This window comes from Rhodococcus sp. NPDC080181 (assembly GCF_040702225.1).
Taxonomy (GTDB): domain Bacteria; phylum Actinomycetota; class Actinomycetes; order Mycobacteriales; family Mycobacteriaceae; genus Rhodococcoides; species Rhodococcoides fascians.
Map to the genome: position 1 here is coordinate 263,186 of NZ_JBFBKN010000001.1, position 21,097 is coordinate 284,282.

The following is a 21,097-nucleotide window of genomic DNA, read 5'->3' on the forward strand; positions in this document are numbered from 1 at the left end:
GTTGGTGCGGCAGGTGGTGATGGTGCGGCAGATGGCGGCGGTGCGGACGTACAGCCCGTCACCACCACCACTGCCGTAACAGCAACCAGGAGCCGAGATCTCAGCTGCGTGCCGTTCCGCTGCGGCGAGCAACCAACGTCACTCCCGCGATCGCCGTTGCACCCAGGACTACTGCGCCGAGGGCAACCGCGCCGACGACGGGCACCGCATTACTGGAGGCCGAATCGGACGCCGCGGCCAGAGCCGAACCGCCACCTCCGGTGGCGACGGAGCCGACCGGAATCTGCGTCAGCTGTCCGCGTACCGCTCCGGCCACGAAGTCGACGGTGTGGGTGTCGGCCGCGAAGCCCGCCGGATTTGCTTCGATCTGGTCCAGCGTGAATCCGGTTCCACTGTCGGCGTCGGCACCGGCCGGCGTCAGGCCGGTGGTGAACGGTCCCTGCATGCAGCCGGTGCTCGAACGTGGGCCGTCACCGATCGGCGTCGGGTTCGGGAACGCCAGACGCGGAGGTCCCGCAGCACCCGCCGCCGCCTCGTGAATGTGCGTGGCGGTCTTGGCCGGGCTCATGTAATCGCCGGTGACGCCGTCGAGCGCGATGTCGTAGCAGACGATGTCGAGATCGGAATTGATGCGCAGCGTGAACGTGCCCGTCGCGCCCGGCTGGCCCGGAGTGGCGACACCGTCGCCGTTCACCACCTGGTCGGGAGTTGCCATCGCGGTGAACGCGCTGGTGAACGAGTCCGGTTCGGCAACGGGGGTATCGGCACCGGCCGGGGCCGCGGTGAACAGCATCAGTGCAGCGGCCGTGCCGCCGACGACTGCGGTGGCGGTGCCGCGGACGGACATGGTCGGGCGGGTGATCGAGCGTCTGGTCATCTCGTGGGCCTTCCGTGGGAGTATCGGGCAGGCGAGCCCGTGCAGAGGTGTACGACGGTCGATGCCACGATGTTCAAAATTCGGTAAAGAAATACTCCAGTCTCGGATATGAACGTCCGGGGGTCCGTCGACGTAGTCACTGTCATGAGCATCGGGAGCGTGATCGAACTGCACTTCGACGTCGCTGCCGCGTACGACGAGCATGCGTCGGCCATGCTCGGTTTCGCCGTCAACGCACTGCGCGACCGAGCGCTTGCCGAGGACTGCGTCCAGGAGACGTTCCTTCGCGCATGGCGGGCCCGGTCCCGATTCGAGCCCAGCCGAGGAGCGCTGCGTACCTGGCTGTTCGCCATCGAGCGCAATGTGATCGTCGACGTCCAACGGTCTCTGAGCAGAATGCCGAAGCCGGCGTCGGAAAGGATCGAGGACCTCGACCGACGATCGGTCGCGATCTCGCGTGACACCAGTCCCGACGTGGACGAGCGACTGCGCATCATCGCCGCGCTCGCCCTTCTCTCTCCCGATCATCGGCAGGTCGTCGTTGCGGTGCACCTGGCGGGAACCACCTATGCGGAACTGTCCGAGTCGACGGGCGTTGCCGTACGAACATTGCGCACTCGCGCCTTCTACGCACTGAGGGCGCTGCGAGACCATCTCGACGGACAGGAGGAAGCATGAACGCCCGAGACGATCGCCGAGCCGAACTGATCGCCGCTGCCGTCGGCGACGACCTCGACGACACCGAGGCCGCCGAGCTACGCGAGCTCGCAGCATCCGATCCCACCGTCGACAGGGACATCGCCGAACTGCGCGCGCTGACCGGGACTCTCGGTCGTCGCGGTCCGACCGAACCGTGGCTCGAAGCATCGACGTCACCCGACCTCCGCGCCCGAGTTCTGGGTACGTCACCCGGCTCTGCGTGGCCACCCCAGCGGACACGTGGACCGCGCAGATCGGCCGGCCTGGCGGCCGCCGCCGCGATCGCGGGGCTGGTCGTCGGCAGCGGCGTCGTGCTCGGTATCGACGCCTCTCGACCGCAACCCGAGGATCCACCGGCCGCGATCACCGGACCTCCGGGAACCCTGGGTGCCTACGAGCAGGTCGCTTTCACCACGAGCATGCCGAGCGTGGACATCGAGGGCGGCCTCGTTGCGCACACGTGGGGCACCGAGACGTTCCTCGACATGGACGGCGTGTCCGATCGAGGCCCGTACGAGGTCGTCCTCGTCGATCGGTGGGGCACCGAACTCCCGTCCGGCACGTTTCTCGGTAGCGACGTCACCATCGAATGCCGCATGAACGCGGCGGTACTTCGCGGCGACGTCACCGAGATCGAGATCCGCGGCGCGGACGGCTCGCTGCTGGCGTCGGCTCAGTTGCCGACCACCTGACGATTCCGCGTACCGGGCCACCAGTTGCGCTCGCCGAAGAGCTTCATCATCGCCGGCACCAGCATCATGCGCACCAGCACGGCGTCGAACAGCACCGCGATGGCAAGAGCGAAGCCGAACTGTTTGAGCTCGAGCACGTCTGCGGTGAGGAAGCTGGCGAACACGGCGATCATGATTGCGGCGGCGGCGGTGATCGGCCTGGCGGTGTGTTCGATGCCGTCGACGACGGCGACGTCGTTGCTCGCTTCCCGCACGAACACTTCTCGCATACGGCCGATGAGGAACACCTCGTAGTCCATCGACAGACCGAAGACCACGGCGAACACCGTCACCGGTAGATACACCTGGATGTAACCCGGGCTCTCGAAGCCGAGAATGCTCGAACCCCAACCCCATTGGAAGACGGCGACGGTGGCACCCAGCGCTGCCCCGGTGACCAGCAGGTTCATGGCGACGGCCTTGAGCGGGATCACCACGCTGCGAAACACGACGGCCAAGTAACAGAGAGAAAAGGCCAGTACCGCGGCGACGACCCAGACGAACTTGCCGGAGATCTCCTCGGATGCGTCGACCACCAGCGCGGTGGTACCGCCCACGGACACGCTGGTGCCGTCCACGTCACCGGCGAGAACTGCCTGAGAACGCAGGGTTTCGACGAGGTCGGCGGCCTCCGTCGAGTCGATCGGGACCGACGGGACCACGATCAGCAACGACCGGCCGCCCTCGGGTTGCGCCAACGCGTAGGCGACGCGATCGTCTCCGCGCACGGAGTTCGCGAACGCGTCGACCGTGGCGATCTGTTGCGGTCCCAATGGACTGTCGTCCTCGCCGGTGAACACGATGGTGATGGGCGAGATGGTGCCGGGCGCGAACTTCTCGGTCAGGACCGTGTTGGCTCGTCCGGACGGTTCCGCGCTCAGCGCCTCGGCACCGAGATCGACCCCGTACGAGATCGAACCGATGGGAACCAGGCAGACGATGAGGACGGCGGCGGATGCGACCGTGTAACGCCAGGGGCGCTCGATGACGTGCTGCGCCCACCGCGACCACCACGTGGGAACTGCGGCGTCGTGCTCGTCGACCGAGGGAGGTTGGAATCGTCGCGGCAGCGACCAGGCCCCGATGCGCGTTCCCAGCACCGCGAGAAGTGCCGGCAGCAGGGTCCACGCGACCACGACGACGGTGGCGATGGTGAGCGCGACGACCAACGAGATGCTCTGCACCGCAGGGACATCGACGATCGCGAGGGCTCCGAGTGCGATCAACACGACCAGACCGGAGATGACGATGATGTGTCCGGCGGTGCCCATGGCCGCCCCCACCGCGCGCTCGGTCCTGTCCGAATCTTCACCGGGTCCGGCCCGCCCGATCTCCTCCCGGAACCGACTGACGATGAAGAGTGCGTAGTCGATTCCCAGACCCAGACCGAACATCGCCGCCACCGTGGTGACGAGAACATCGAAGGTCATCACGTTGGACAGCAACGCGAACATGCCGAACGCCGCCAGCACTCCGATTCCGGTGGTGACCAGCGGCACGATGCCCGCGACCACGGAACCCAGCGCCAGAACCAGCACCACGAAAGCGATGGGCAGACCGATGCTCTCGGCCCGCACGGCGTCCTCGGATTCGACGCGGGTGAGATCGACGGTCATCGGCGAGTAGCCCGTCACCGCCACCTCGACGCCATCACCGGACGCACCGCCGATCATCTCCTGCACGCGTTCGGCCACTGCGATCCGATCGCTGGCCTCTCCGCCGATGCCGACGAATGCGAGCGCCGAGGTCCCGTCGTCGGAGATCGTCGGGACGAATCCTGCGCTCTCGTAGGGGTCGACGACACGCAGTACGTCCGGTGACTGCCTCAGTGACGAGACGACCTCGGCCACCCGTGCGCGAAAGGCCGGGTTCCGGCTGTCCACCGAATCCGAGGTGAACGTGACGACGAGCTGTTCCGAGCCGAAGGACGCGAAATGCTGCTCGACCAGTTGGTCGGCGCGGCTGGATTCGGTTCCGGGAACGGAGAAGTTGGCCCCCACCAGGGAGTTCTGCAGCGCTGGGTACAGAATCGCGGATCCCACCGCCAGCAGCGTCCAGATCGCCAGCACCACCCAGCGTCGCCGCGCGACCAGTCGACCCCACCGGTCGCCGATGTTTCCGCAGCTCACCTGCGGGTCGATTCGCGAGATCGTGTCGGTCATCTACGTCAACTCCCGGCTGAAGATGCGGTACGTGCGGTGCGGAGCGAGTTTCGTCCGGGACAGGACCGAGCCCTTCATCCACGGACTGTCGTCGAGCACGGGAGCCGCTTCGACGCGCGTGAACCCGAGATCGCGCATACGCACCGACATCTCCATGATCAGCAGAGAGGACACGGCTCGATCGGGGCAATCCGGATCGACGAACAGCATGTCCACCCGCACTCCGTCGATGACCTCCGTGCGACCCGGACGCTTGACGTGCCACAGCGTCACCAGGTCTCGTGCCCAGCGCGACTTCAGGTGCGACGCCTTCGCGGCGGCCTGATTGACGTCCGGGATTCCCATCAGAAAGCCGACGGGCTTGCCGTCGAGTTCGGCCAGCAGGGTGAGCCGACGATCGATGACCGGAAGCATCATCTTCAGCAACTCGAACAGTTCCGTGTAGGACAGCGGCGAGAAGCCCCAGAAGTTCACGAACGTCTTGTTGTAGAGATCCCGCACGATGCGCGCGTCGCGTCGCAACGTCCGGTATTTCATCGACCGGAACGTCACCTCGGATCGCGCCTTGATCTTCTCGAAGATCTGCATGTGCCGCGCGTATTTGGGGTCGTTGTAGATGATGCACGGGTCGTCGAAAAGGTAACTGTAGAAGTCCTTGACCGCCATCAGACCCCACTTCTCGAAGTGGGCCGCGTAGTAGAGCGGATTGTGCGGCATCCCCACCAGGGGCAGCGCCGGGACCTCGTCGACGACGATGCCTGCGCTGTAGAACATCGACGGACCGAAGGGCCCGGAAATCGTCGCGAGTCCGCGCGCCGAAAGCCAGTGCGCCGCAGCGTCGAGCAGCGCTTCGGCGACGTCGTGATCGTCGACCGCCTCGTAGAAGCCGAAGAAGCCGATCGGCTCCCCCGTGTACTCGGTGAACGACAGATCGTGGATGGCCACGACGCGACCGACGGCAATCCCGTTCTCGCGAGCCAGAAATGCTTTCGTGACGCGGGTGGCGGCAACCGAGGGCGGCGGTGCGATGAGAATTCGGCCCAGGTCCATCGACTCGTCGGGTAGGCGGTACGGATCGCCCTGGTAGACCAGGTCCGAGACGGACTCGAATTCACGCCAACCGGCTTTGCCGTCGACCTCTTCGATCGTGATCATCGTTCCTCTTCGCTCGGTTGTCTGCCGTCGACGAGGATCGGTGAACGCACCACCGTCGTCTCGCCGGCGAACACGTAATTGCCTGGCCGGACAGTGATCTCGTCGACGAGTGCGTCGGGCACGAACACGTCGCACTGAGAACCGAAGCGGATCATTCCGTACTGCTCGCCGCGCTCGACGGTGTCACCGACGGCGACGTGCGCGACGATGCGATCGACCCAGAGATCGGCAATCTGCGTCACCGTCACCACGGCACCGGACTCGTGCTCGATCGAGATGGTGAGCCGCTCGTTGGTGAGCAGGTAGTCGCAGCCCTCGTCGTAGGGAGTGCGCCGGGTCAACAGGTTCGCACCGACTCTGGCCATCGACTTGTTGAACGGTGCCGCGGACCGATGACGACGCATACCGATGGTGCCCGATACCGGAATTCGGTTGCGGTGCACCGAGTATTCGGACATGTAGATCCCGATCAGGTAGCCGCTGTCGGTCGAGGCGACCCCAGCGATCTCGTCGAGGACGATCGTCCGCCCCTTCTTGACGGCGAACGCGGCACTGCCCGCCTCCACACGCTTGACGTACGTGACGAACCCGTCCGCCGGAGCGAGCACCGCCCGCGGATCGGCCGGCGGTTCGCGGTGCGGATCGCGGAAGAAGAACCGGGTCCGCCAGTACACGAACAACGCGAAGAGAGCCGCCGGCACCGCAGCGAGGCCGAGGGCCCACCGACACCACGACATCAGCTGTGCCGCTGTTCGTCGACGCTCTCCGACCAGGTCACGAAGGCATCCGCTGCCCAGTTCCGCACCGGGCCGGGCAGCAGTCCGATCAGCCCACACACCACGTAGAAGCCGAGCGAGAGAACGCCGTTGGTCACCTCGCGGCCGATGGGTACGTCCCGTAGGCGCACCGAGGTGGGCTCGAATCCGTCTGCCACGTCAGTTGACGGCGGCGGGCGTGAGCGTCTTGAGCTGTGCTTTCTCGAAATAGAGCTCGAACAGTCGGCGGTGGTCGCACCACGAGATGTCGTGGTCGAGTGGGAGTATCGCCTCGGGCTTGTGCACCAGGCGCATGAGCTGGTCGATGTTGTCGGCCAGCATCGTCTCGGCGAAACGAGGAGAGATACGCACGCTGACACGCTCCTTGAACTCCTCCCAGCTCACCAGATCGAGCCCGAGCAGCTCGGCGTAGAGGTCGTGCCCGTATCCGGTGGGATTGCTCGGCAACAGCCTCGTCAGAGGATGACTGCGCAACGAGTTGCTCGCCATGACGTCGCACATCACGTCGACCGGGACGTAGTTCATGCCCGGGCCGTCCCAGATGGCACCGGCTGCGATCGCCAGTTCGATGATGCGCCAGAAGCTGTACACGCGACCGGGATCTCGGCCGAGCTCCGTGCTGCCGAGGATGTACGGAGCCTCGCACAGAGTGACGGAGTAGGTGTCCGACATCGACAGCCATCCGAGCAGAGTTGCGTTGACCCACTTCATCTGCGCGTATCCGGAGTACCACCACGAGTCGGGACGACGGAAGTCCTCGGGCTTCTGATAGAGGTGGGCACCGATGCTGCCCACGTACGTCAGGTGCTTACGGGGGGAGGTGATGCTGAATTCCAGGATCCGCAGCACGCTGACGAACCAGTCGTCGCGCAGTTCGGCATAGCTCTCGGTGTAATCGGTGGAGCTGGCGCAGTTGAAGATCTGCCCCACTCCGGCAGCCAGGTCGTAGTAGGCGGCCTTGTCGAGGCCGAACCGGAACGTCGTGGGAGTGCCCTCGACGATGCGAATCTTGTCGGCGTCGACCTCGATCTCGTACTGGTCGAAGGTGCGCTGCAGGCGCTCGAACGCCGTCTCCTCCTCGGTGGGGCGCACCATCGCATAGACGACCTCGACGGCGGAATCACGAGTGAGTCGGCCGATCAGGTGCGCGCCGAGGAATCCGTTGGCTCCGAACACCAGCGCCGTGTCGGTGCGCGGCGGTGCCATGCTCGCCACCCGGCGTCGGGTGTCCTCGTCGACGAACGGCCGCAACGCGGTCGGATCACCGTTGCTCAGAGCGACGACGTCGGCGTACTTGCCGGCGAAGCGAAGCCCCGGGCATTCGCTGGTGATCAGTGCATCCGCGTGCGGCCAGACCGGACGCAACGAACCATCTCCGAACAGTGCTTCTACGTGCATTCTCGCTCCCCTGCAACGATCGGTGTCCCATGTCACTTCGGACCGGCAGAACGTAGCAATTTCGAGGGCTCGAGATCGGGTGACCGGGAAAGTCTGGTACGCCCCATAGCGTTGCTCAACTTTTGTTGAGAGGGTTCCCAACAGAACACAGTCGAACGGGCGGATTATTGGAGCAGATTACGACCGATTCGCGTTCCTCGTGTCAGTTTCAGAAGACGGCTGCACGATGTCAGAAGTGCACTGCAGTGCAACTCCGAGTTATCGAGCACACGTCCGGCCGTATCCAGTGAGCGCTGCGATCCCTGACTGGATAGCGCATTGATGGTGAAATTTCGCATCAAGTTTTATTGGCCGTCGGTGAGCTGCGGGTCTAGCGTCGCGGCCGGCCGTGGACGGCTGTGGTCGCGCGAAGTGCTCGATCGGACACTTGCGGCATGGGCGGCGAGAAAGTTGTCGACGATTTGGATGCAGTCGTCGGCGTGGATGTGGCGCAGTCCTGTGAGGCGAGCGAACACTATCGGTCCGAGGAGCTGAATGAGGGCGAAGGTGGTGTCGATCTCGCCGAGTACAGCGCGAGCGTCAGGGGCCGTCAGGATCTGATCCAGGGACCTGCGGTATTGCTCTATGACACGGGCCCGAAGCGAGACCACCGCGCCAGGATCGAGATCGCGCCGGCTGGCGTCGCCGCTGTTGACGGGTCCCATTGCCAGCCAGGCCAGCGTGGTCATCTGCACCGGAGCTTGGTCGATGAGGTCGGCTTGGGTGGTGAGCAACGAAATCAGACGTTCACGTAGCGGACCGGTATCGATATCGGTGTCGACTGGGGGTAGTAGTCGCTCGAAGGTTGCAGCAAGCAGGTCAGTGGTACTTCCGAAGTGGCGGTACAGAGTGGCACGTGCAACCTTCGACATGCGGGTGACCGCCTCCACGGTGACCGCCTCGACACCGCCGGTGGACAGCAGCTGGCCCGCCGCTTCGAGCAACCGGTTACGTGAGCGCGCCAGCCGGGGGTCGGCCGGGCCCTCGGCTGCAACGAGAGGGTCGACCATGAACGGGCTCCGCTCCATTTTGACTGACAAAACATGTCCTCGCTTGACCATTCTGTCACACCCGCAAAGTTATGATACTAATAGTCTCGTACCGAGACGATCAGTCTCTAACTGGGAGGCTGGCCGTTGAACGAACGTAGATCCGACTCTGCCAGCGTCGCTCGATGGAGCGGTGCCCAGTGGTGGATGTTGATTGTGTCGTGCATGGCGGTCGCGTTGGTGGTGGCCGCAATGGCGGCATTGTATTCAGCGTTGCCACAGATCGCGGTCGCGACAGGGGCGACGCAAGCTCAACTGACCTGGATAGTCGACGGTTATACGCTGGTATTGGCGTGCTTCGTTCTGCCTGCCGGTGCGATCGGTGACCGGTACGGTCGCCGCGGGGTGCTCGTGGCGGGGTTGGCGTTGTTCGCTTTCGCGTCGGCCTTGCCCTTGTTTCTCGCCGACCCGGCGTGGCTGATCGCTGCTCGCGCGTTGGCTGGGGCGGGTGCGGCGCTGGTCATGCCCTCGACGCTGTCGATACTGACCGCGGGATTTCCACCGGCGCATCGCGGCCGCGCTGTAGGTGTGTGGGCCGGGGTTGCTGGATCCGGGGCGGTCCTGGGCATCCTCGGGGCTGGTGTGCTGCTCGAACAGTGGTCGTGGACCTCGGTGTTCGTCGGGTTGACCGTCGCCGGAGCGGTTCTGGCCGGGTTGGCATGCAGTATCGCGGAGTCCCGCCAGCAGGAGCATCCACCGGTCGATTGGGTGGGCGCGGTGACCGTAGTTGTCGCGGTCGGGGCGATCGTCTTCGCTGTGATCGAGGTTCCGGCCCGTGGCTGGTCGGATTCGCTCGTCGCCATCAGCACTGCGGTGGGCTTGTTCGCAGTTGTGGTGTTCGTCGTCGTAGAACTACGTTCCTCGGCACCCCTACTCGATGTCCGGTTGTTCGCCCGCCGTGGCTTCGGTGCCGGCGCACTGTCGGTCTGTATCCAATTTCTGGTGACCTTCGGGGTGTTCTTGCTGTTGGTGCAGTATCTGCAGTTGATTCTCGGTTATGGACCGCTCACCGCCGCGTTGGCGTTGACCCCTATGGTCGTGCCGCTCATCGTGATCTCGGTGATTGCACCCTGGCTGTCGAACATTGTTGGCCTGCGGGTGATGACCACTGTAGGTCTGCTCACCATCGCGGCGGGACTGGTGATGGTGAGCAGATTGACCGTCGCGGCAACTTACCCTGACCTGCTGTGGCCCTTGCTCATCATGAGTGCGGGTTTGGGGTTGTGTACCGCCCCTGCGACTTTCGCCATCGTCTCGGACACTCCTGAGGCCAAGCACGGGGTGGCTGCCGCGGTCAACGACGCAGCTCGCGAAATCGGTGCCGCGATTGGGATTGCGGTAGCCGGTAGCGTGCTCGCGGCCGGTTACGTTCAGCACATTCAGCCGGCTCTGCCCCAGCTACCCGAGCCTGCCCGTGGTCCGGTGGCCGATTCTCTGGCCGCCGCGTTGCAGGTCGCCGACCGCGCAGGACCAGCTGGTCAGCCGCTGGCCGAGTTCGCCAGAGCCGCATTCGTACACGGAAGTGGTCAGGCGACGCTGTCGTTGGCGGCGCTGACCGCCGCTGGGGCACTCGTCCTCGCCGTCTTTGCGCCAGGTAGACGCAGCCGTACGACAGCCACCGCGGGTGACGGACGTCGGTGAAGGTCGGCCAGGGTGTCTATTCTTCGGTGTGATTCGTGTCTGTGGCCTGGAGTTGGGCTCGGGCTTGGGACTGCATGAAGTGTTCGACCTCGACCACCACGAACAGGGCAGTAGCGGTGGCTACCGAGCGGCCCTGCGCATCGTCCATCGTGGCCGTGAGATCCAGTTTGCGCCCATCACGAGACCGAACGGCAGCACGCAATACGTATGGAGTGCCGAGCAGAACCGGCGCTAGGTAGTCGAGCTCGAGACGCCGCGTCACGGCGAGCTCACCCACTGTGTAGAGCAGGAAGCCGAACAGATCGTCGAGAACGGTCGCCACCGCGCCGCCGTGTGCTATCCCGGGTGCCCCGACATGACGTTGATCGAACACATGGTGAGCCACCACGCCGTTCTCGTCACGCTGGACCGACAGGGCATGGCCGTGCGGGTTCTGCGGCCCACAACCAAGACAGTCGGGGTGGTGGGGCGGTAGATCAGGCGAATCGAAACTCGTGCTCCAGAACGAGCGCGCCCAGTTCTCGATAGCGGGGCCGGCCGACCCGCTGACCTCGTCTGGAATTCTTTTCATGGTCGGACCTCTCTGTCGTGAAAACATTGTGCCGAGTCTGTCGCGTCTTCGTGCGCTCGGCCTGCACCGCTGTTAGTTTCGAAAGATAAACTGCACTATGTCAGAAGTGAACCGCACTAAAGGATCGACCAAGCCGACATAGCTTTAAAGAGAGAAGTGATCTGCCGCGAGGATTTCGGACCTGGAGATGACTATTCTGAGGCCGCGTTTGCGGACTGCCCGTAACTGAGTTCTTGTCTAGGGAACATTCCAGCCACCACGAAGGGCATCTCGCGAATGCAACTATCTCACACCCGACCTGCCTCGGCCGAATGCTGCGACGACCCCAATCTCTGCCGCTCCGCGGCGGCAGGCGAGGCCCGCGCGCCTCGCATCAAGATGACCGCGCTCTGAGGTCGATTTGTTGCGCCCAACGCTTGAAGGAGCGCGTCCAGCGCGATGTCCTCGTTATCGAATATCAAGATTGCATGGAGGTCGTCGCGGAGTGCGCAGCGGGCGCAGAAACGGGATCGGAAGCGTTCGCCTTTCGTGGTTGCAGGCGTTCGCAGCGCAGGTCGAGCGCGATGCCGGGCGCACTCTTGGCGTTGATCGCGGAGTTGAACCGTCAGATCGGCGACCTCGAAGCCGATCTGACCCGCCATTTTGAAACACACCCGGACGCTGACACACAACGCCGCCATCTACCTCTCCCTGCCAGGAATCGGTGTCATCCTCGCCGCCCGGGGCTCGGTGAATTCAGCGACGACGTCGACCGCTACACCAACGCCAAGTCTCGCAAGAATTACGCCGGTACGTCACCCCTGACAGTTGCGTCGGGCAAGAAGCGGGCCGTACTGGCTCGACATATCCGCAACCGGCGGCTCTACGATGCCATCGACCGGTGGGCGTTCTGCGCCCTCAGCCAGAGTCCGGCCGCTCGCGCGTTCTACGAACAACACCGTGCTACCGGAGACCTCCACCACCAAGCGCTCCGCGCACTCGCCAACAGACTTGTCGGGCTCCTGCACGGGTGCGTACGCCACTGCACCGAATACGACGAACACACCGCTTGGGCACACCGCACCGCGCAACAACCCGACGCAGCTTGACAAGTTACAATTATTGGATATCTAGGGTGATTCAGTCCATTTTGTGGCGGGACGCGAAACCGGGATGGCTGAATGGCAGACTGCGTGAGAAGGCCACGCCTACGGTTGCGGCCGCGCCGTCGATGATTCCCCACGTCGTCTCTGATAGGTGTGCGACGAAGAACGTATCATCCACCCCTTGCTCACGACCGTTGTCGATCCACCACTGAGTCGCAGATAGACCAGAACCCAGAATGGACGCCACGGCCAAGGGAATGACCGAAGTATCTGCGTGAACACGCTGAAGACTTTCAGTGAACCGATCGGCGACGACCTCCATCACCGACCTCAGTTCGTCAGCAACTCCGCCATTTCCCGATCCGGAGTACTGAAACAAGTGATTCGCCATAAGGAATCTGACGACCGTGGGATACCGCCCGACGAGCGTGACGTAGCTCTGGACGGACGAGCGAACCATATCGTCAACCGAAAGATAATCTTGGTCGGCGAGAATAGTGACTTTCGCCGAATCCCACATCAACGCACCGAGTTTCGCCGCCACCGCCGCGTTCAAGCCCGCTTTGTCGCCAAAGTAGCGATACAGCTTTGGTTTAGATACACGGGCCTCCGCAGCGATGTCGTCCATGCTGACGCCTGCACCATACCGTTCGATGATCCGTATGGTCGCGTCGACCAGCTGCGCGCGTACCTCGACTCTATGCTCATCCCAGCGGGTGCTACGGGCATCGGCCACTCGACGCTGCACCTGAGATGGAGTAAATGAAACGCGGCGGACGAATGACATTATGGGGTTAACAATACCCGGAAGGGTCCTCTCAAGCGAGTCGGGCTGGAGAGCCGTTCGCTGAAACCACTCGGTTCGCTCGCAGCGGTTCGGCACCCTCCCTCAAGCAGCCGATCGTCCGCCGGATCGCACCGTGTCGATCACATACACCGGCGGCACGACCGGAAAGCCGAAGGGAGCCATCGGAGGCTTCGGCAATGTTCACGATGACGCAGATTCAACTCTCCGGAGTGAGAATGGCCGGGTACCCCAAATTCTCGTTGTGCACCCCGCTGTCGCATGCTGGGGCCGCGTTCTTCGTACCGACCCTGACGAAAGACGGCCCGATGATGGTGCTGCCGAAATTTTATCCGCCGAGGTGCTGCGCACCATCGACGCAAAAAAGATCACCGTGGCGATGCCATCGATGCTGTACGCCTCGATGGACCCCTCCCAACTCGGACACGCGCGGCCTGTCGACGATCGTGGCCGTCTCACGAGCTCATGTGTGTCCGGTCGACGGTTCAAAAGCCATCGCCTACCGTGACTGCGTCCAATCGGGCCGCTGCTTCGTTGAAATAGTTTGGCGCCTCCATGTTGATCATGTGACCGATCTGTGGCAACGCCACGAACTCATGCAACCGGCGGCGCTGCTGCAGTCGGTCGGCGAGATCAATGGAATGAACCGCGGGTGTCAACTTGTCGGCCGAGCCCACGATCACGGTCGTCGGAACCGTAAGTGAGTCGATTCCTTTGCTTACATCGATGGTGGCCAGGACCCTGCCCCACATTCCCCGAACCTCAGGGGGGCACCGCAGTACTATGTCGGAACACTCAGCCACAACGTCTGCTGGCGCGTGTGGACCCATCGTCCCGTATTTCACCAACCGTCGGTTGAAGCGAGTGTCAAGCATCTCCGGTCCCGCGGTGGCGAGCCCGGCTGCGAATGCCCGCTCCAGTGAGGCGCGGAATCGACGTGGCGACCCAATTAGCGTCGATCTACTCACCAACTGCGAGGGGCCGGTACTCGCCAAGACGGCACCACGGGATAAGACGGGCACCGACTCCGGGTGCTCGGCAGCCCAACCCATGATGGACATCCCGCCCATACTGTGACCGGTCACCAATGCCTTACGATTAGACGTGACGACAGCGCGCAAGACAGCCTCGAGATCGTCGCCAAGCACCGACGAAGAGAAGGGCGCGCGACCCCGGTCGCTCCAGCCATGCCCTCGTTGGTCATACACCACCACACGGTGTGTGGTGGCGAAGTGCTCGATCTGAGGTCTCCAGAACCGACCTTGGCAAGCCCACCCGTGGCTGAACACCAGCAGCGGCGCATCATCACCGAGCCCGTACTCCTCGACAAACAGCCTCGTGCCGTCACTGGAGAGAACCTCCCGCGACCGCCGCGACAATAGGCCAGCTTTCGAGGAGTCAGAGGTCATCGAAACTCACCGTCACAGCGTCGGTGAGCGGAAGTGCCTGGCACGCGAGTCGCTCGCCGTCCTCAATGTCGTCGTCTACGAGGATGTTGTTCTGCACCATCTCGACATCGCCATCGATGAGCTTGCACACACACGCGCTGCATGCGCCCTCTCGGCACGAGTACGGGGCGTTGTGCCCTCGCGAGAGCAGCACATCGAGCAGAGGCGTGTTACGTGGCCACTCCGTGGTGATGCACTCTCCGTTCAGATAAACCGTGGCCGTAGCTACACCCTCGTCGTCACTGAGTCGACGCAGTGTTGCGGTGTCGAACGGGTCACCCGTCAGCGACTGGAATACCTCTCGATGTACATCCGAATGATCCACTCCGCATGCGGCGGCAGAGCTTTCCACAAGATCCATGAAAGGGGAAGGCCCGCAGGTGAAAATTGCCGATCCCTTGTGTTCACGAATAATCTTTTCTACAGCCTCTGATGTGGGAATCCCGTTCTCCGACTCAAGCCAGTCAACCAAAGTGAACCGCTCGGCGAATTCAGATCTAATCTGCTCAAGCTGGCACTCGTACATGATCGAATCGGAGTCACGGTTTGCGTAGAACAGGACAACTTCCCCACTGCCCGACACCAGAGCCGACTTCACCAGCGACAGAACCGGAGTGATGCCGCTTCCGCCAGCGAAGAAGAGCAAGTCGACGTCGAGGCTCTTAGCGGTAAACTTTCCCGATGGCGTGAGGACGGTCACCTCCATGCCGATGGAAACGTTGTCACACAACCAGTTCGACGCATACCCCCCAGCGGTGCGCTTCACCCCGATCTCGAGGCGGAAGTCATCGACATGAGGCGAACTGCTCAGCGAGTAGCATCGTGCGACGTGGCCCGTCTGGTCGGACGGGATCTTCAACGTAATGAACTGCCCGGGTAGATGCTTGAAATCGTCGACGATCTCGTCAGGCACTTCGAAGGCGATGCTCACGGAGTCCTTGGTCTCCTGCACGACCTCCGACACGGTCAGCGTTCGCGATCGCGCGGTGGTGCCCGGCCGATTCTCCTGTTCGAGGGTCATTTGATGATCCCCCGCTTACGAGCCAAGGCGTAGCCCGCGCGTGTGACAGGCGCAGAGATGTCCTGGTAGCGCGGACCGACAACGCGTGCGACAAAGTCGAAGCCACGTGCGTCTGCGCCGATCAGCACTCGGGGCTTCTTCTTGTCCATTCCCTTGAGGATGGCGCACGCAGCTTTCTCCGGAGTGGTCCTGGCGATGTTGTTGAACATCGAGGCAATGGTGGCGGTATCTGCCCCCATATCGGATACACCACGAGCGTTGTTGACGATATTAGTCTTGACGCCGCCGGGGTGAACGCATGTCACCGTGACCGGATGCCGACTGATTTTCATCTCTTGCCGAAGCGCTTCGGTGAAGCCACGCACACCGAACTTCGCGGCGTTGTAAGCGCTTTGACTGGGGATCCCGACCAGACCGAAGACGCTGGAGGTGTTTACCAGATGACCATCACCAGAGGCGATCAGATAAGGCAGGAACGCCTTGGTCCCGTTGACGACACCACCGAAGTTGATGCCCATCAGCCAGTCGAAATCCTCCCAGGACATGTCGACAACGTCGGCGCCGAGGGCGACGCCGGCATTGTTGAACACCATGTTGACGCGCCCGAAAGACGACTGCACGCTCTCTGCGTAAACCTGGAACGCAGCACGATCTGCCACGTCCAACACCGCGGTCTCCACGGTCGCACGATGCGCGGTACGGCACATGTCCGCCGTCTCCTCGAGATGCACTTCGTCGACGTCGGACAAGGCAAGGCTGGCCCCGCGTTCGGCCAGTTGGAGGGCAAGGGACCGACCGATCCCTGAGGCGGCTCCCGTGACGACTGCGACCTGGGTCGCGTAATTGCCTGCTGTCGAACTACTCACTGTCGGATACTCACTTCTCGATGACCTACGGTTGGATTGTCAGGCGATCTCGTACTCGGCGGGATCGAAGTCTTTCGTCGCTCGCCAGTACTGCCAGGTGAACCCGGGCCATACCGTACGGTTGACACCTTGCGAGTCCAGATACCAACTCGTACATCCGCCGTTGGTCCACACGCCCTTGGCGAGCTTGTGTTGGATGCTCTTGTTGAAGTGTTCTTGAACCTCGGCCCGCACATCAACACGCTCCGCACCTCGACTGTCGACGGCGTCGATGGCCTTCATGATGTACTTGATCTGCTGCTCGATCATGAACACGACAGAGTTGTGCCCAAGACCCGTGTTAGGTCCGAGCAGGAAGAACAGGTTCGGGAAGCCCTCGGTGGTGATGCCGAGGTGGGTATTGATGCCCGTCCGGTGCCAGTGCGACGGCAAGTCCTCGCCCCGAGCGCCCTTGAGCGCGAGTTGATCGAACCCGTCCGTGACATGGAACCCTGTGGCGTAAATGATCACATCCACAGGGTGTGACACGCCGTCAGGGGTGACGATCGAATCGGCAGTGATCTTTTCGATCCGATCGCTGATCACTGTCGTGTTGGGGGCGGCGAGCGCAGGGTAGTAGTCGTTCGATCCCAGGATGCGCTTGCATCCGATGCGGTAGGACGGCATCAGCTTCCGGCGGAGCTCGGGGTCGGTGATAGAACGCTCGATGTTCCATTTCGCCACCTTTTCGATCGGTCGCATAAGGTTGGAGTGGCCGTTGAGCCCGAAGGCCAGGCTCTCTGCGCCCCAGTAGACCGACCACCGAGCGAGGCGGCGAGTAATGGGGATCTTGCTGAGCAGCGTCCGAAGTACCGGCGGCACCGCGAAGTTCTTGCGTGGAAGTACCCAAGCCGGGGTTCGCTGGAAGACCGTGAGTGTGCCGGCGTCCTTCTGCACGAACGGCACGAACTGAATCGCGCTGGCACCGGTGCCAATGACGGCCACCCGCTTGCCCTGGAGATCCACCGTGTGGTCCCACTGTGCCGAATGGAACGCCTGGCCGGCGAACTCGTCGATTCCGGGGATATTCGGAAAATTCGGGATGTGCAGAGCGCCGACACCGGACACGATGTACTGCGCGACGTACTCCCGGCCCGACTCGGTACGCAGGTGCCACCGAGATTCGGACTCGCTCCAGTATCCGGAGACCAACTTCTGCCCGAAGTGGATCTTCTGAGTGACACCACGCTTGTTGGAGATATCTTTCAGGTACTGCTCGATTTCGGGCTGCGAGGACCACACCTTCGACCAGCTACCGCGACTCTCGAACGAGTAGGAGTACATCAGTGACGGTACGTCGCACGCGCATCCCGGATAGGTGTTGTCGCGCCACGTCCCACCGACGGAGTCGGCCTTTTCTAGAACGATGAAATCACTGTACCCGCGTCGTCGGAGCTGGACGGCCATACCGAGGCCAGAGAAGCCGCTGCCGATGATGAGAACTTTGGTAGTGATGGGCTCGGTTATTCCCGGGTCTGTCGCCGTGGCGGCGGACTTGGCGTTGGAGGACGGCATTGTGAAAATCTCCTGATCGAATGCAGAAAACGGACCCGCACGGCGCGCCGTGACGCGTGGCAGGTGTGGGAATGTCATCCGCCCAAGCCCACGAACCGAGGAATCCGGTCGTGGGGTCGAGGAATGGGCTGTGGGACGCGCGGACCGGGCCGGGCGTGTTAGCGCAGATCGTCGGGCAGGCTGCGCGTTGCGCGCCACATCGCCATCGTGAACTTCCCCTCCATCATTCCGGCCTCGTGGAAGAATCGGATCATCGGCTCGGACATGAACTGCAAGTTGACGCGATAGTTCGGGCTCGTCTGCTGCGCCCACAGGCCGCGCAGACGGCTGATTCCGACATCGGGATATACCTTCGGATTGATGAGCAACGGGTATGCAAAGTTCGCAATGGCCGCCAACGTGCCTCTATGCCAGGCGCGCGAGATGCGTCCGCGACGCTGCATCCCTTCCACCATTTCCAGCCGCGCGAACGTGATGTGACGGGCCTCTTCGAGAACGTGGATCTTCATGAGCTGGCGCAGCTGCGGCTGCATTTTCGGGTCATTCATCGCCTCGCGCTGAGCGCGGTCGAGGATCTCCTCGATGAGCAGAGTCGCGCCGGACACGGACGGGCCGAGAGGCACAAAGTGCAAGATCTTCGCGATGCTCAAGAACCCCTTCGGCAACTTGTACGGTGCCAGGCCCGTCTTGTTGATCAGTCGGGCGAACATCGTCGAGTGACGTGCCTCGTCGCCGATCTCGTTAAGGGCGTAGAGGGACCTTTGATCTGTCAGGGCGCCTTTGGCGGATGTTCGGAGCAGCGCCGAGCTGAGCAGATTCTCCGCGTAGATACCGAAGCTGAGGATGCTGACGATTTCGTGGCGCCCGAGTTCCGCCTTTTGCTCATCGCTCATTCTCTCCCACAGCTTGGTGCCGTAGAGCGAGACCCGATGCTCTGGCAGGTAGTACTTTCCTTCCTCCCAGGGTGAGTCCCAATCGATGTCGATCTCCGCGTCATAGAATTTTTCGGCCGCCGCCCGCAGCAGTCGGCCGGCAGATCTCTGCATGTCGACGGGCTTGCGGGCGCTGACACGCGCAGCGCCTTCCGTTGAGACGTCGGGCTTGGTCTCCACATTTTGAACGGTCATGTGACACCTCCGTTGCGTTCCGGGCCGAGCTGAGTCTCGACTTCATACCCGTACTCCGGGTACCAGATACTGATAGTGTCTGCGCCAATGCGTTCTTTTGTCAATGTTCGATGTGAAGAAAGTGAGCCTTGCGTGTCTGACGACCACGATCTCGACTACTCCGGCGAGGGCACCTTGGTGTGCCGTGGCAAGGAGATTGCTGTCGGGGTGAAGATCAAAGGCTATTTCCAGCCCCTCAACGGCTTATACACCTGGTACGGCAGGATCGACAAGAATGATGCGCTCCACGCCGCCCTCTCGGGAAGGCGCACGGTTGCCGTCTTTGCGACACCAGAGGGACGCGCCGAGTGCGTCGTGGGCGACCCTGATTTCTGGGACCGCTATCGCATCTCGGGCACGAGCAGACCGCCGTACCACATCCCCACCACGCTCGAGGAAGTTGAGTCGATAGCAGAGAGTGAACATCAGGGTTGACCGACCCGCTTTGCGCCCTGGGTCGTTCCCCAGCATCCAGTCCGATAGCGCCCAGGCGGGTGAAGCAACGCCACCAGACGGCGCGCCGTGTCAGTGAACCGTCCCGGGTTTCTTGCCGCTCCTACGCTTGCAACATCTCCGGGCGGAGAGCCGATTCTTGACTGTGGTAGGCCTTCTCGAATTCGTCTGGTGTGAGGTAGTCGAGGGTGCTGTGGGAGGCGGCGTTGGTTGAACCAGTCGACCCATCCCATCGTGGCGAACTCGACATCGTCGATGGTCTTTAGCGGGCCGTTCAGGAACGGGCCTCTCTTCGATACTCCCTCGGTCTTGAACAACCCAATTGTGCTCTCGGCCAACGCATTGTCTTACACATCCCCGACGCTGCCGATCGGTGCCGCGATCCCCTCGAGCGCAAGCGTTCCCGCGAACGCGATCGACGTGTACTGACCAGGTTCAACCGGTCGACGCAACACCTCAAGGGATGGAGGGTGTTTCGATGGGACGACCACCAGAATGGGCGGCGACGTTGACTGGGCGGGCGGTGATGAAATCTCCGGGTCGTCCGCCGGTACGCCGAGATCTCGAACGCGAGTTCTGGGCGCAGATCGCGTTGGGGTTGACCAGTGAAGACGCGGCACCGCTTGCGGCGTGTCGGGGCCGGTGGGTTCACGGTGGTTCCGTCACGCTGGAGGTATGCCGCCGATTGACTTGGCCCCGCCCACGGGGAGGTATCTGACCTTCACGAACGTGAGGAGATTGCCCTGCTTCGCGCGAACGGTATGAGCATGCGAGATATCGCAGACCAGATCGGGGCGATCACCGTCGACGATCTCGCGAGAACTCCGCCGCAACGCTGCCACCCGCGGCGGCAAGGTCGAGTACCGCACATCAGTGGCGCAATGGAAGCCGATCTTGCGGCAAGGCGACCCAAGGTAGCCAAACTCGTTGAACACGAACCTCTTCGAGAGTACGTACAGGAAGTGCTCTCGGGCGTGATCCGCGACGAAAACGGTGAGGTTGTCGGCCCGTTCGCATCGTGGAAGGGACGCAACAAGGCACGGAGAGCGGACCGACGATGGGCCAGCGCATGAGCCCGGCACAGGTCGCCAACCGCCTGCCGATCGACTTCCCGGACGACGAGTCGATGCGCATTTCCCACGAAGCGATCTACCAATCCCTCTGCATCGAAGGACGTGGAGCGCAGGATAGAGAGTTGGTGGCGTGCCTGCGCACCGGACGAGCATTGCGCGAGCCGAGGGCGCGAGCGAAGAAGCTCCGCACCGGATTCATCACCGATGACGTCACCATCGGCTCGCGGCCAGACGAAGTCGCTGATCGCAAAACGCCAGGGCATTGGGAAGGAGGTCTGATCATCGGGCTGGGCAGGTCCACAGTGGGTACGCTTGTCGAACGCACCAGCAGATTCACCACGTTGCTGCATCTGCCACGTAAGGATGGGTACTGGGATGCGCCCCCGGTGAAGAACAGGCCGGCGTTGTCCGGTTACGGATCGGAGTCGGTGACGTGTAAAGGTTCAACACATCTTTGACGGAACGTCATCGGCACATATCTGACGCTTCACCAGCTTTGGTGATCGTTGGGTGTGCCTTCCCCTCAGC

Annotated in this window: 19 protein-coding genes and 3 pseudogenes; 7 read left to right on the forward strand and 15 right to left on the reverse strand. The window is 62.7% G+C overall.

What is annotated here, in order from left to right:
- Positions 1 to 100 precede the first annotated feature (100 nt).
- On the reverse strand, positions 101 to 877 hold the full coding sequence (locus AB0O58_RS01225; protein ID WP_027498227.1) for a CHRD domain-containing protein: 777 nt from the start codon (positions 875 to 877) through the stop codon (positions 101 to 103).
- Between the two features lie 144 nt (positions 878 to 1,021).
- Between AB0O58_RS01225 and AB0O58_RS01230 the strand changes: the two genes are divergently transcribed.
- Complete coding sequence (locus tag AB0O58_RS01230; protein ID WP_045840763.1) at positions 1,022 to 1,555, forward strand: sigma-70 family RNA polymerase sigma factor; 534 nt, start codon at positions 1,022 to 1,024, stop codon at positions 1,553 to 1,555.
- Positions 1,552 to 2,268 carry a hypothetical protein gene (locus AB0O58_RS01235; RefSeq protein WP_027498229.1) on the forward strand — a complete coding sequence of 239 codons (717 nt, stop codon included), beginning with the start codon at positions 1,552 to 1,554 and terminating at the stop codon, positions 2,266 to 2,268. Before AB0O58_RS01230 ends, AB0O58_RS01235 begins: the two co-directional genes overlap by 4 nt.
- On the opposite strand, the gene AB0O58_RS01240 is transcribed toward AB0O58_RS01235, so the two are convergent.
- The 6 genes from AB0O58_RS01240 to AB0O58_RS01265 form a co-directional block, all read right to left on the reverse strand.
- Positions 2,250 to 4,469, reverse strand: coding sequence for an MMPL family transporter (locus AB0O58_RS01240; protein ID WP_366237758.1), 2,220 nt, complete (start codon positions 4,467 to 4,469; stop codon positions 2,250 to 2,252). The genes AB0O58_RS01235 and AB0O58_RS01240 overlap by 19 nt on opposite strands.
- Entirely contained in the window at positions 4,470 to 5,624 is a 1,155-nt protein-coding gene (locus tag AB0O58_RS01245; protein ID WP_121873415.1) for a hypothetical protein, read from the reverse strand.
- A complete protein-coding gene (locus tag AB0O58_RS01250; RefSeq protein ID WP_228139274.1) occupies positions 5,621 to 6,325 on the reverse strand; it encodes a phosphatidylserine decarboxylase in 705 nt (234 codons plus the stop codon). The genes AB0O58_RS01245 and AB0O58_RS01250 overlap by 4 nt, the downstream gene beginning before the upstream one ends.
- Before the next feature lie 35 nt (positions 6,326 to 6,360).
- On the reverse strand, positions 6,361 to 6,558 hold the full coding sequence (locus tag AB0O58_RS01255; RefSeq protein WP_027498233.1) for a hypothetical protein: 198 nt from the start codon (positions 6,556 to 6,558) through the stop codon (positions 6,361 to 6,363).
- A gap of 1 nt (position 6,559) precedes the next feature.
- Positions 6,560 to 7,798: an SDR family oxidoreductase gene (locus tag AB0O58_RS01260; protein WP_366237759.1), complete on the reverse strand. Its 1,239-nt coding sequence runs from the start codon at positions 7,796 to 7,798 to the stop codon at positions 6,560 to 6,562.
- A gap of 344 nt (positions 7,799 to 8,142) precedes the next feature.
- Positions 8,143 to 8,847, reverse strand: coding sequence for a TetR/AcrR family transcriptional regulator (locus AB0O58_RS01265; protein ID WP_027498235.1), 705 nt, complete (start codon positions 8,845 to 8,847; stop codon positions 8,143 to 8,145).
- A 186-nt stretch (positions 8,848 to 9,033) separates the two neighbouring features.
- On the opposite strand from AB0O58_RS01265, the gene AB0O58_RS01270 reads away from it, so the two are divergent.
- Positions 9,034 to 10,527 carry an MFS transporter gene (locus AB0O58_RS01270; protein ID WP_080736373.1) on the forward strand — a complete coding sequence of 498 codons (1,494 nt, stop codon included), beginning with the start codon at positions 9,034 to 9,036 and terminating at the stop codon, positions 10,525 to 10,527.
- A 16-nt stretch (positions 10,528 to 10,543) separates the two neighbouring features.
- Here AB0O58_RS01270 and AB0O58_RS01275 read toward each other — a convergent pair whose 3' ends face one another.
- Complete coding sequence (locus AB0O58_RS01275) at positions 10,544 to 11,098, reverse strand: PaaI family thioesterase (RefSeq protein ID WP_366237760.1); 555 nt, start codon at positions 11,096 to 11,098, stop codon at positions 10,544 to 10,546.
- Between the two features lie 572 nt (positions 11,099 to 11,670).
- On the opposite strand from AB0O58_RS01275, the pseudogene AB0O58_RS01280 reads away from it, so the two are divergent.
- Positions 11,671 to 12,186: pseudogene (locus tag AB0O58_RS01280) on the forward strand (transposase); the annotation flags it as partial.
- A 31-nt stretch (positions 12,187 to 12,217) separates the two neighbouring features.
- Here the strand turns inward: AB0O58_RS01280 and AB0O58_RS01285 are convergent.
- The gene (locus AB0O58_RS01285) at positions 12,218 to 12,970 is read right to left on the reverse strand and encodes a TetR/AcrR family transcriptional regulator (RefSeq protein ID WP_094629853.1); all 753 of its coding nucleotides are present in this window, start codon (positions 12,968 to 12,970) and stop codon (positions 12,218 to 12,220) included.
- 133 nt (positions 12,971 to 13,103) lie between these two features.
- Between AB0O58_RS01285 and AB0O58_RS01290 the strand changes: the two genes are divergently transcribed.
- Positions 13,104 to 13,496, forward strand: a complete 393-nt coding sequence (locus AB0O58_RS01290) for an AMP-binding protein (protein ID WP_141214700.1) — start codon at positions 13,104 to 13,106, stop codon at positions 13,494 to 13,496.
- On the opposite strand, the gene AB0O58_RS01295 is transcribed toward AB0O58_RS01290, so the two are convergent.
- From AB0O58_RS01295 to AB0O58_RS01315, 5 genes are all read right to left on the reverse strand, one after another.
- Complete coding sequence (locus AB0O58_RS01295; protein ID WP_094629832.1) at positions 13,474 to 14,397, reverse strand: alpha/beta hydrolase; 924 nt, start codon at positions 14,395 to 14,397, stop codon at positions 13,474 to 13,476. The genes AB0O58_RS01290 and AB0O58_RS01295 overlap by 23 nt on opposite strands.
- Entirely contained in the window at positions 14,387 to 15,457 is a 1,071-nt protein-coding gene (locus AB0O58_RS01300; protein WP_032370854.1) for a ferredoxin--NADP reductase, read from the reverse strand. The genes AB0O58_RS01295 and AB0O58_RS01300 overlap by 11 nt, the downstream gene beginning before the upstream one ends.
- Entirely contained in the window at positions 15,454 to 16,323 is an 870-nt protein-coding gene (locus AB0O58_RS01305; RefSeq protein ID WP_027498241.1) for an SDR family oxidoreductase, read from the reverse strand. Before AB0O58_RS01305 ends, AB0O58_RS01300 begins: the two co-directional genes overlap by 4 nt.
- Before the next feature lie 39 nt (positions 16,324 to 16,362).
- Entirely contained in the window at positions 16,363 to 17,877 is a 1,515-nt protein-coding gene (locus AB0O58_RS01310; RefSeq protein ID WP_032370853.1) for an NAD(P)/FAD-dependent oxidoreductase, read from the reverse strand.
- A gap of 158 nt (positions 17,878 to 18,035) precedes the next feature.
- Positions 18,036 to 19,004 carry a diiron oxygenase gene (locus AB0O58_RS01315; protein ID WP_027498243.1) on the reverse strand — a complete coding sequence of 323 codons (969 nt, stop codon included), beginning with the start codon at positions 19,002 to 19,004 and terminating at the stop codon, positions 18,036 to 18,038.
- 132 nt (positions 19,005 to 19,136) lie between these two features.
- On the opposite strand from AB0O58_RS01315, the gene AB0O58_RS01320 reads away from it, so the two are divergent.
- Positions 19,137 to 19,478 carry a DUF4873 domain-containing protein gene (locus tag AB0O58_RS01320; protein ID WP_027498244.1) on the forward strand — a complete coding sequence of 114 codons (342 nt, stop codon included), beginning with the start codon at positions 19,137 to 19,139 and terminating at the stop codon, positions 19,476 to 19,478.
- Between the two features lie 215 nt (positions 19,479 to 19,693).
- Here the strand turns inward: AB0O58_RS01320 and AB0O58_RS01325 are convergent.
- Positions 19,694 to 19,867: pseudogene (locus tag AB0O58_RS01325) on the reverse strand (IS3 family transposase); the annotation flags it as partial.
- 107 nt (positions 19,868 to 19,974) lie between these two features.
- Between AB0O58_RS01325 and AB0O58_RS01330 the strand changes: the two are divergent.
- Positions 19,975 to 21,000: pseudogene (locus AB0O58_RS01330) on the forward strand (helix-turn-helix domain-containing protein); the annotation flags it as partial.
- Positions 21,001 to 21,097 lie beyond the last annotated feature (97 nt).

Excerpts from the sequence above, each read along its gene's own strand:
- AB0O58_RS01260 (WP_366237759.1), bottom strand. The coding sequence starts at position 7,798 with ATGCACGTAGAAGCACTGTTCGGAGATGGTTCGTTGCGTCCGGTCTGG.
- AB0O58_RS01310 (WP_032370853.1), bottom strand. The coding sequence starts at position 17,877 with ATGCCGTCCTCCAACGCCAAGTCCGCCGCCACGGCGACAGACCCGGGA.
- AB0O58_RS01230 (WP_045840763.1), top strand. The coding sequence starts at position 1,022 with ATGAGCATCGGGAGCGTGATCGAACTGCACTTCGACGTCGCTGCCGCG.
- AB0O58_RS01300 (WP_032370854.1), bottom strand. The coding sequence starts at position 15,457 with ATGACCCTCGAACAGGAGAATCGGCCGGGCACCACCGCGCGATCGCGA.
- AB0O58_RS01285 (WP_094629853.1), bottom strand. The coding sequence starts at position 12,970 with ATGTCATTCGTCCGCCGCGTTTCATTTACTCCATCTCAGGTGCAGCGT.
- AB0O58_RS01235 (WP_027498229.1), top strand. The coding sequence starts at position 1,552 with ATGAACGCCCGAGACGATCGCCGAGCCGAACTGATCGCCGCTGCCGTC.
- AB0O58_RS01295 (WP_094629832.1), bottom strand. The coding sequence starts at position 14,397 with ATGACCTCTGACTCCTCGAAAGCTGGCCTATTGTCGCGGCGGTCGCGG.
- AB0O58_RS01270 (WP_080736373.1), top strand. The coding sequence starts at position 9,034 with ATGTTGATTGTGTCGTGCATGGCGGTCGCGTTGGTGGTGGCCGCAATG.
- AB0O58_RS01315 (WP_027498243.1), bottom strand. The coding sequence starts at position 19,004 with ATGACCGTTCAAAATGTGGAGACCAAGCCCGACGTCTCAACGGAAGGC.
- AB0O58_RS01265 (WP_027498235.1), bottom strand. The coding sequence starts at position 8,847 with ATGGTCGACCCTCTCGTTGCAGCCGAGGGCCCGGCCGACCCCCGGCTG.
- AB0O58_RS01245 (WP_121873415.1), bottom strand. The coding sequence starts at position 5,624 with ATGATCACGATCGAAGAGGTCGACGGCAAAGCCGGTTGGCGTGAATTC.
- AB0O58_RS01275 (WP_366237760.1), bottom strand. The coding sequence starts at position 11,098 with ATGAAAAGAATTCCAGACGAGGTCAGCGGGTCGGCCGGCCCCGCTATC.
- AB0O58_RS01240 (WP_366237758.1), bottom strand. The coding sequence starts at position 4,469 with ATGACCGACACGATCTCGCGAATCGACCCGCAGGTGAGCTGCGGAAAC.
- AB0O58_RS01225 (WP_027498227.1), bottom strand. The coding sequence starts at position 877 with ATGACCAGACGCTCGATCACCCGCCCGACCATGTCCGTCCGCGGCACC.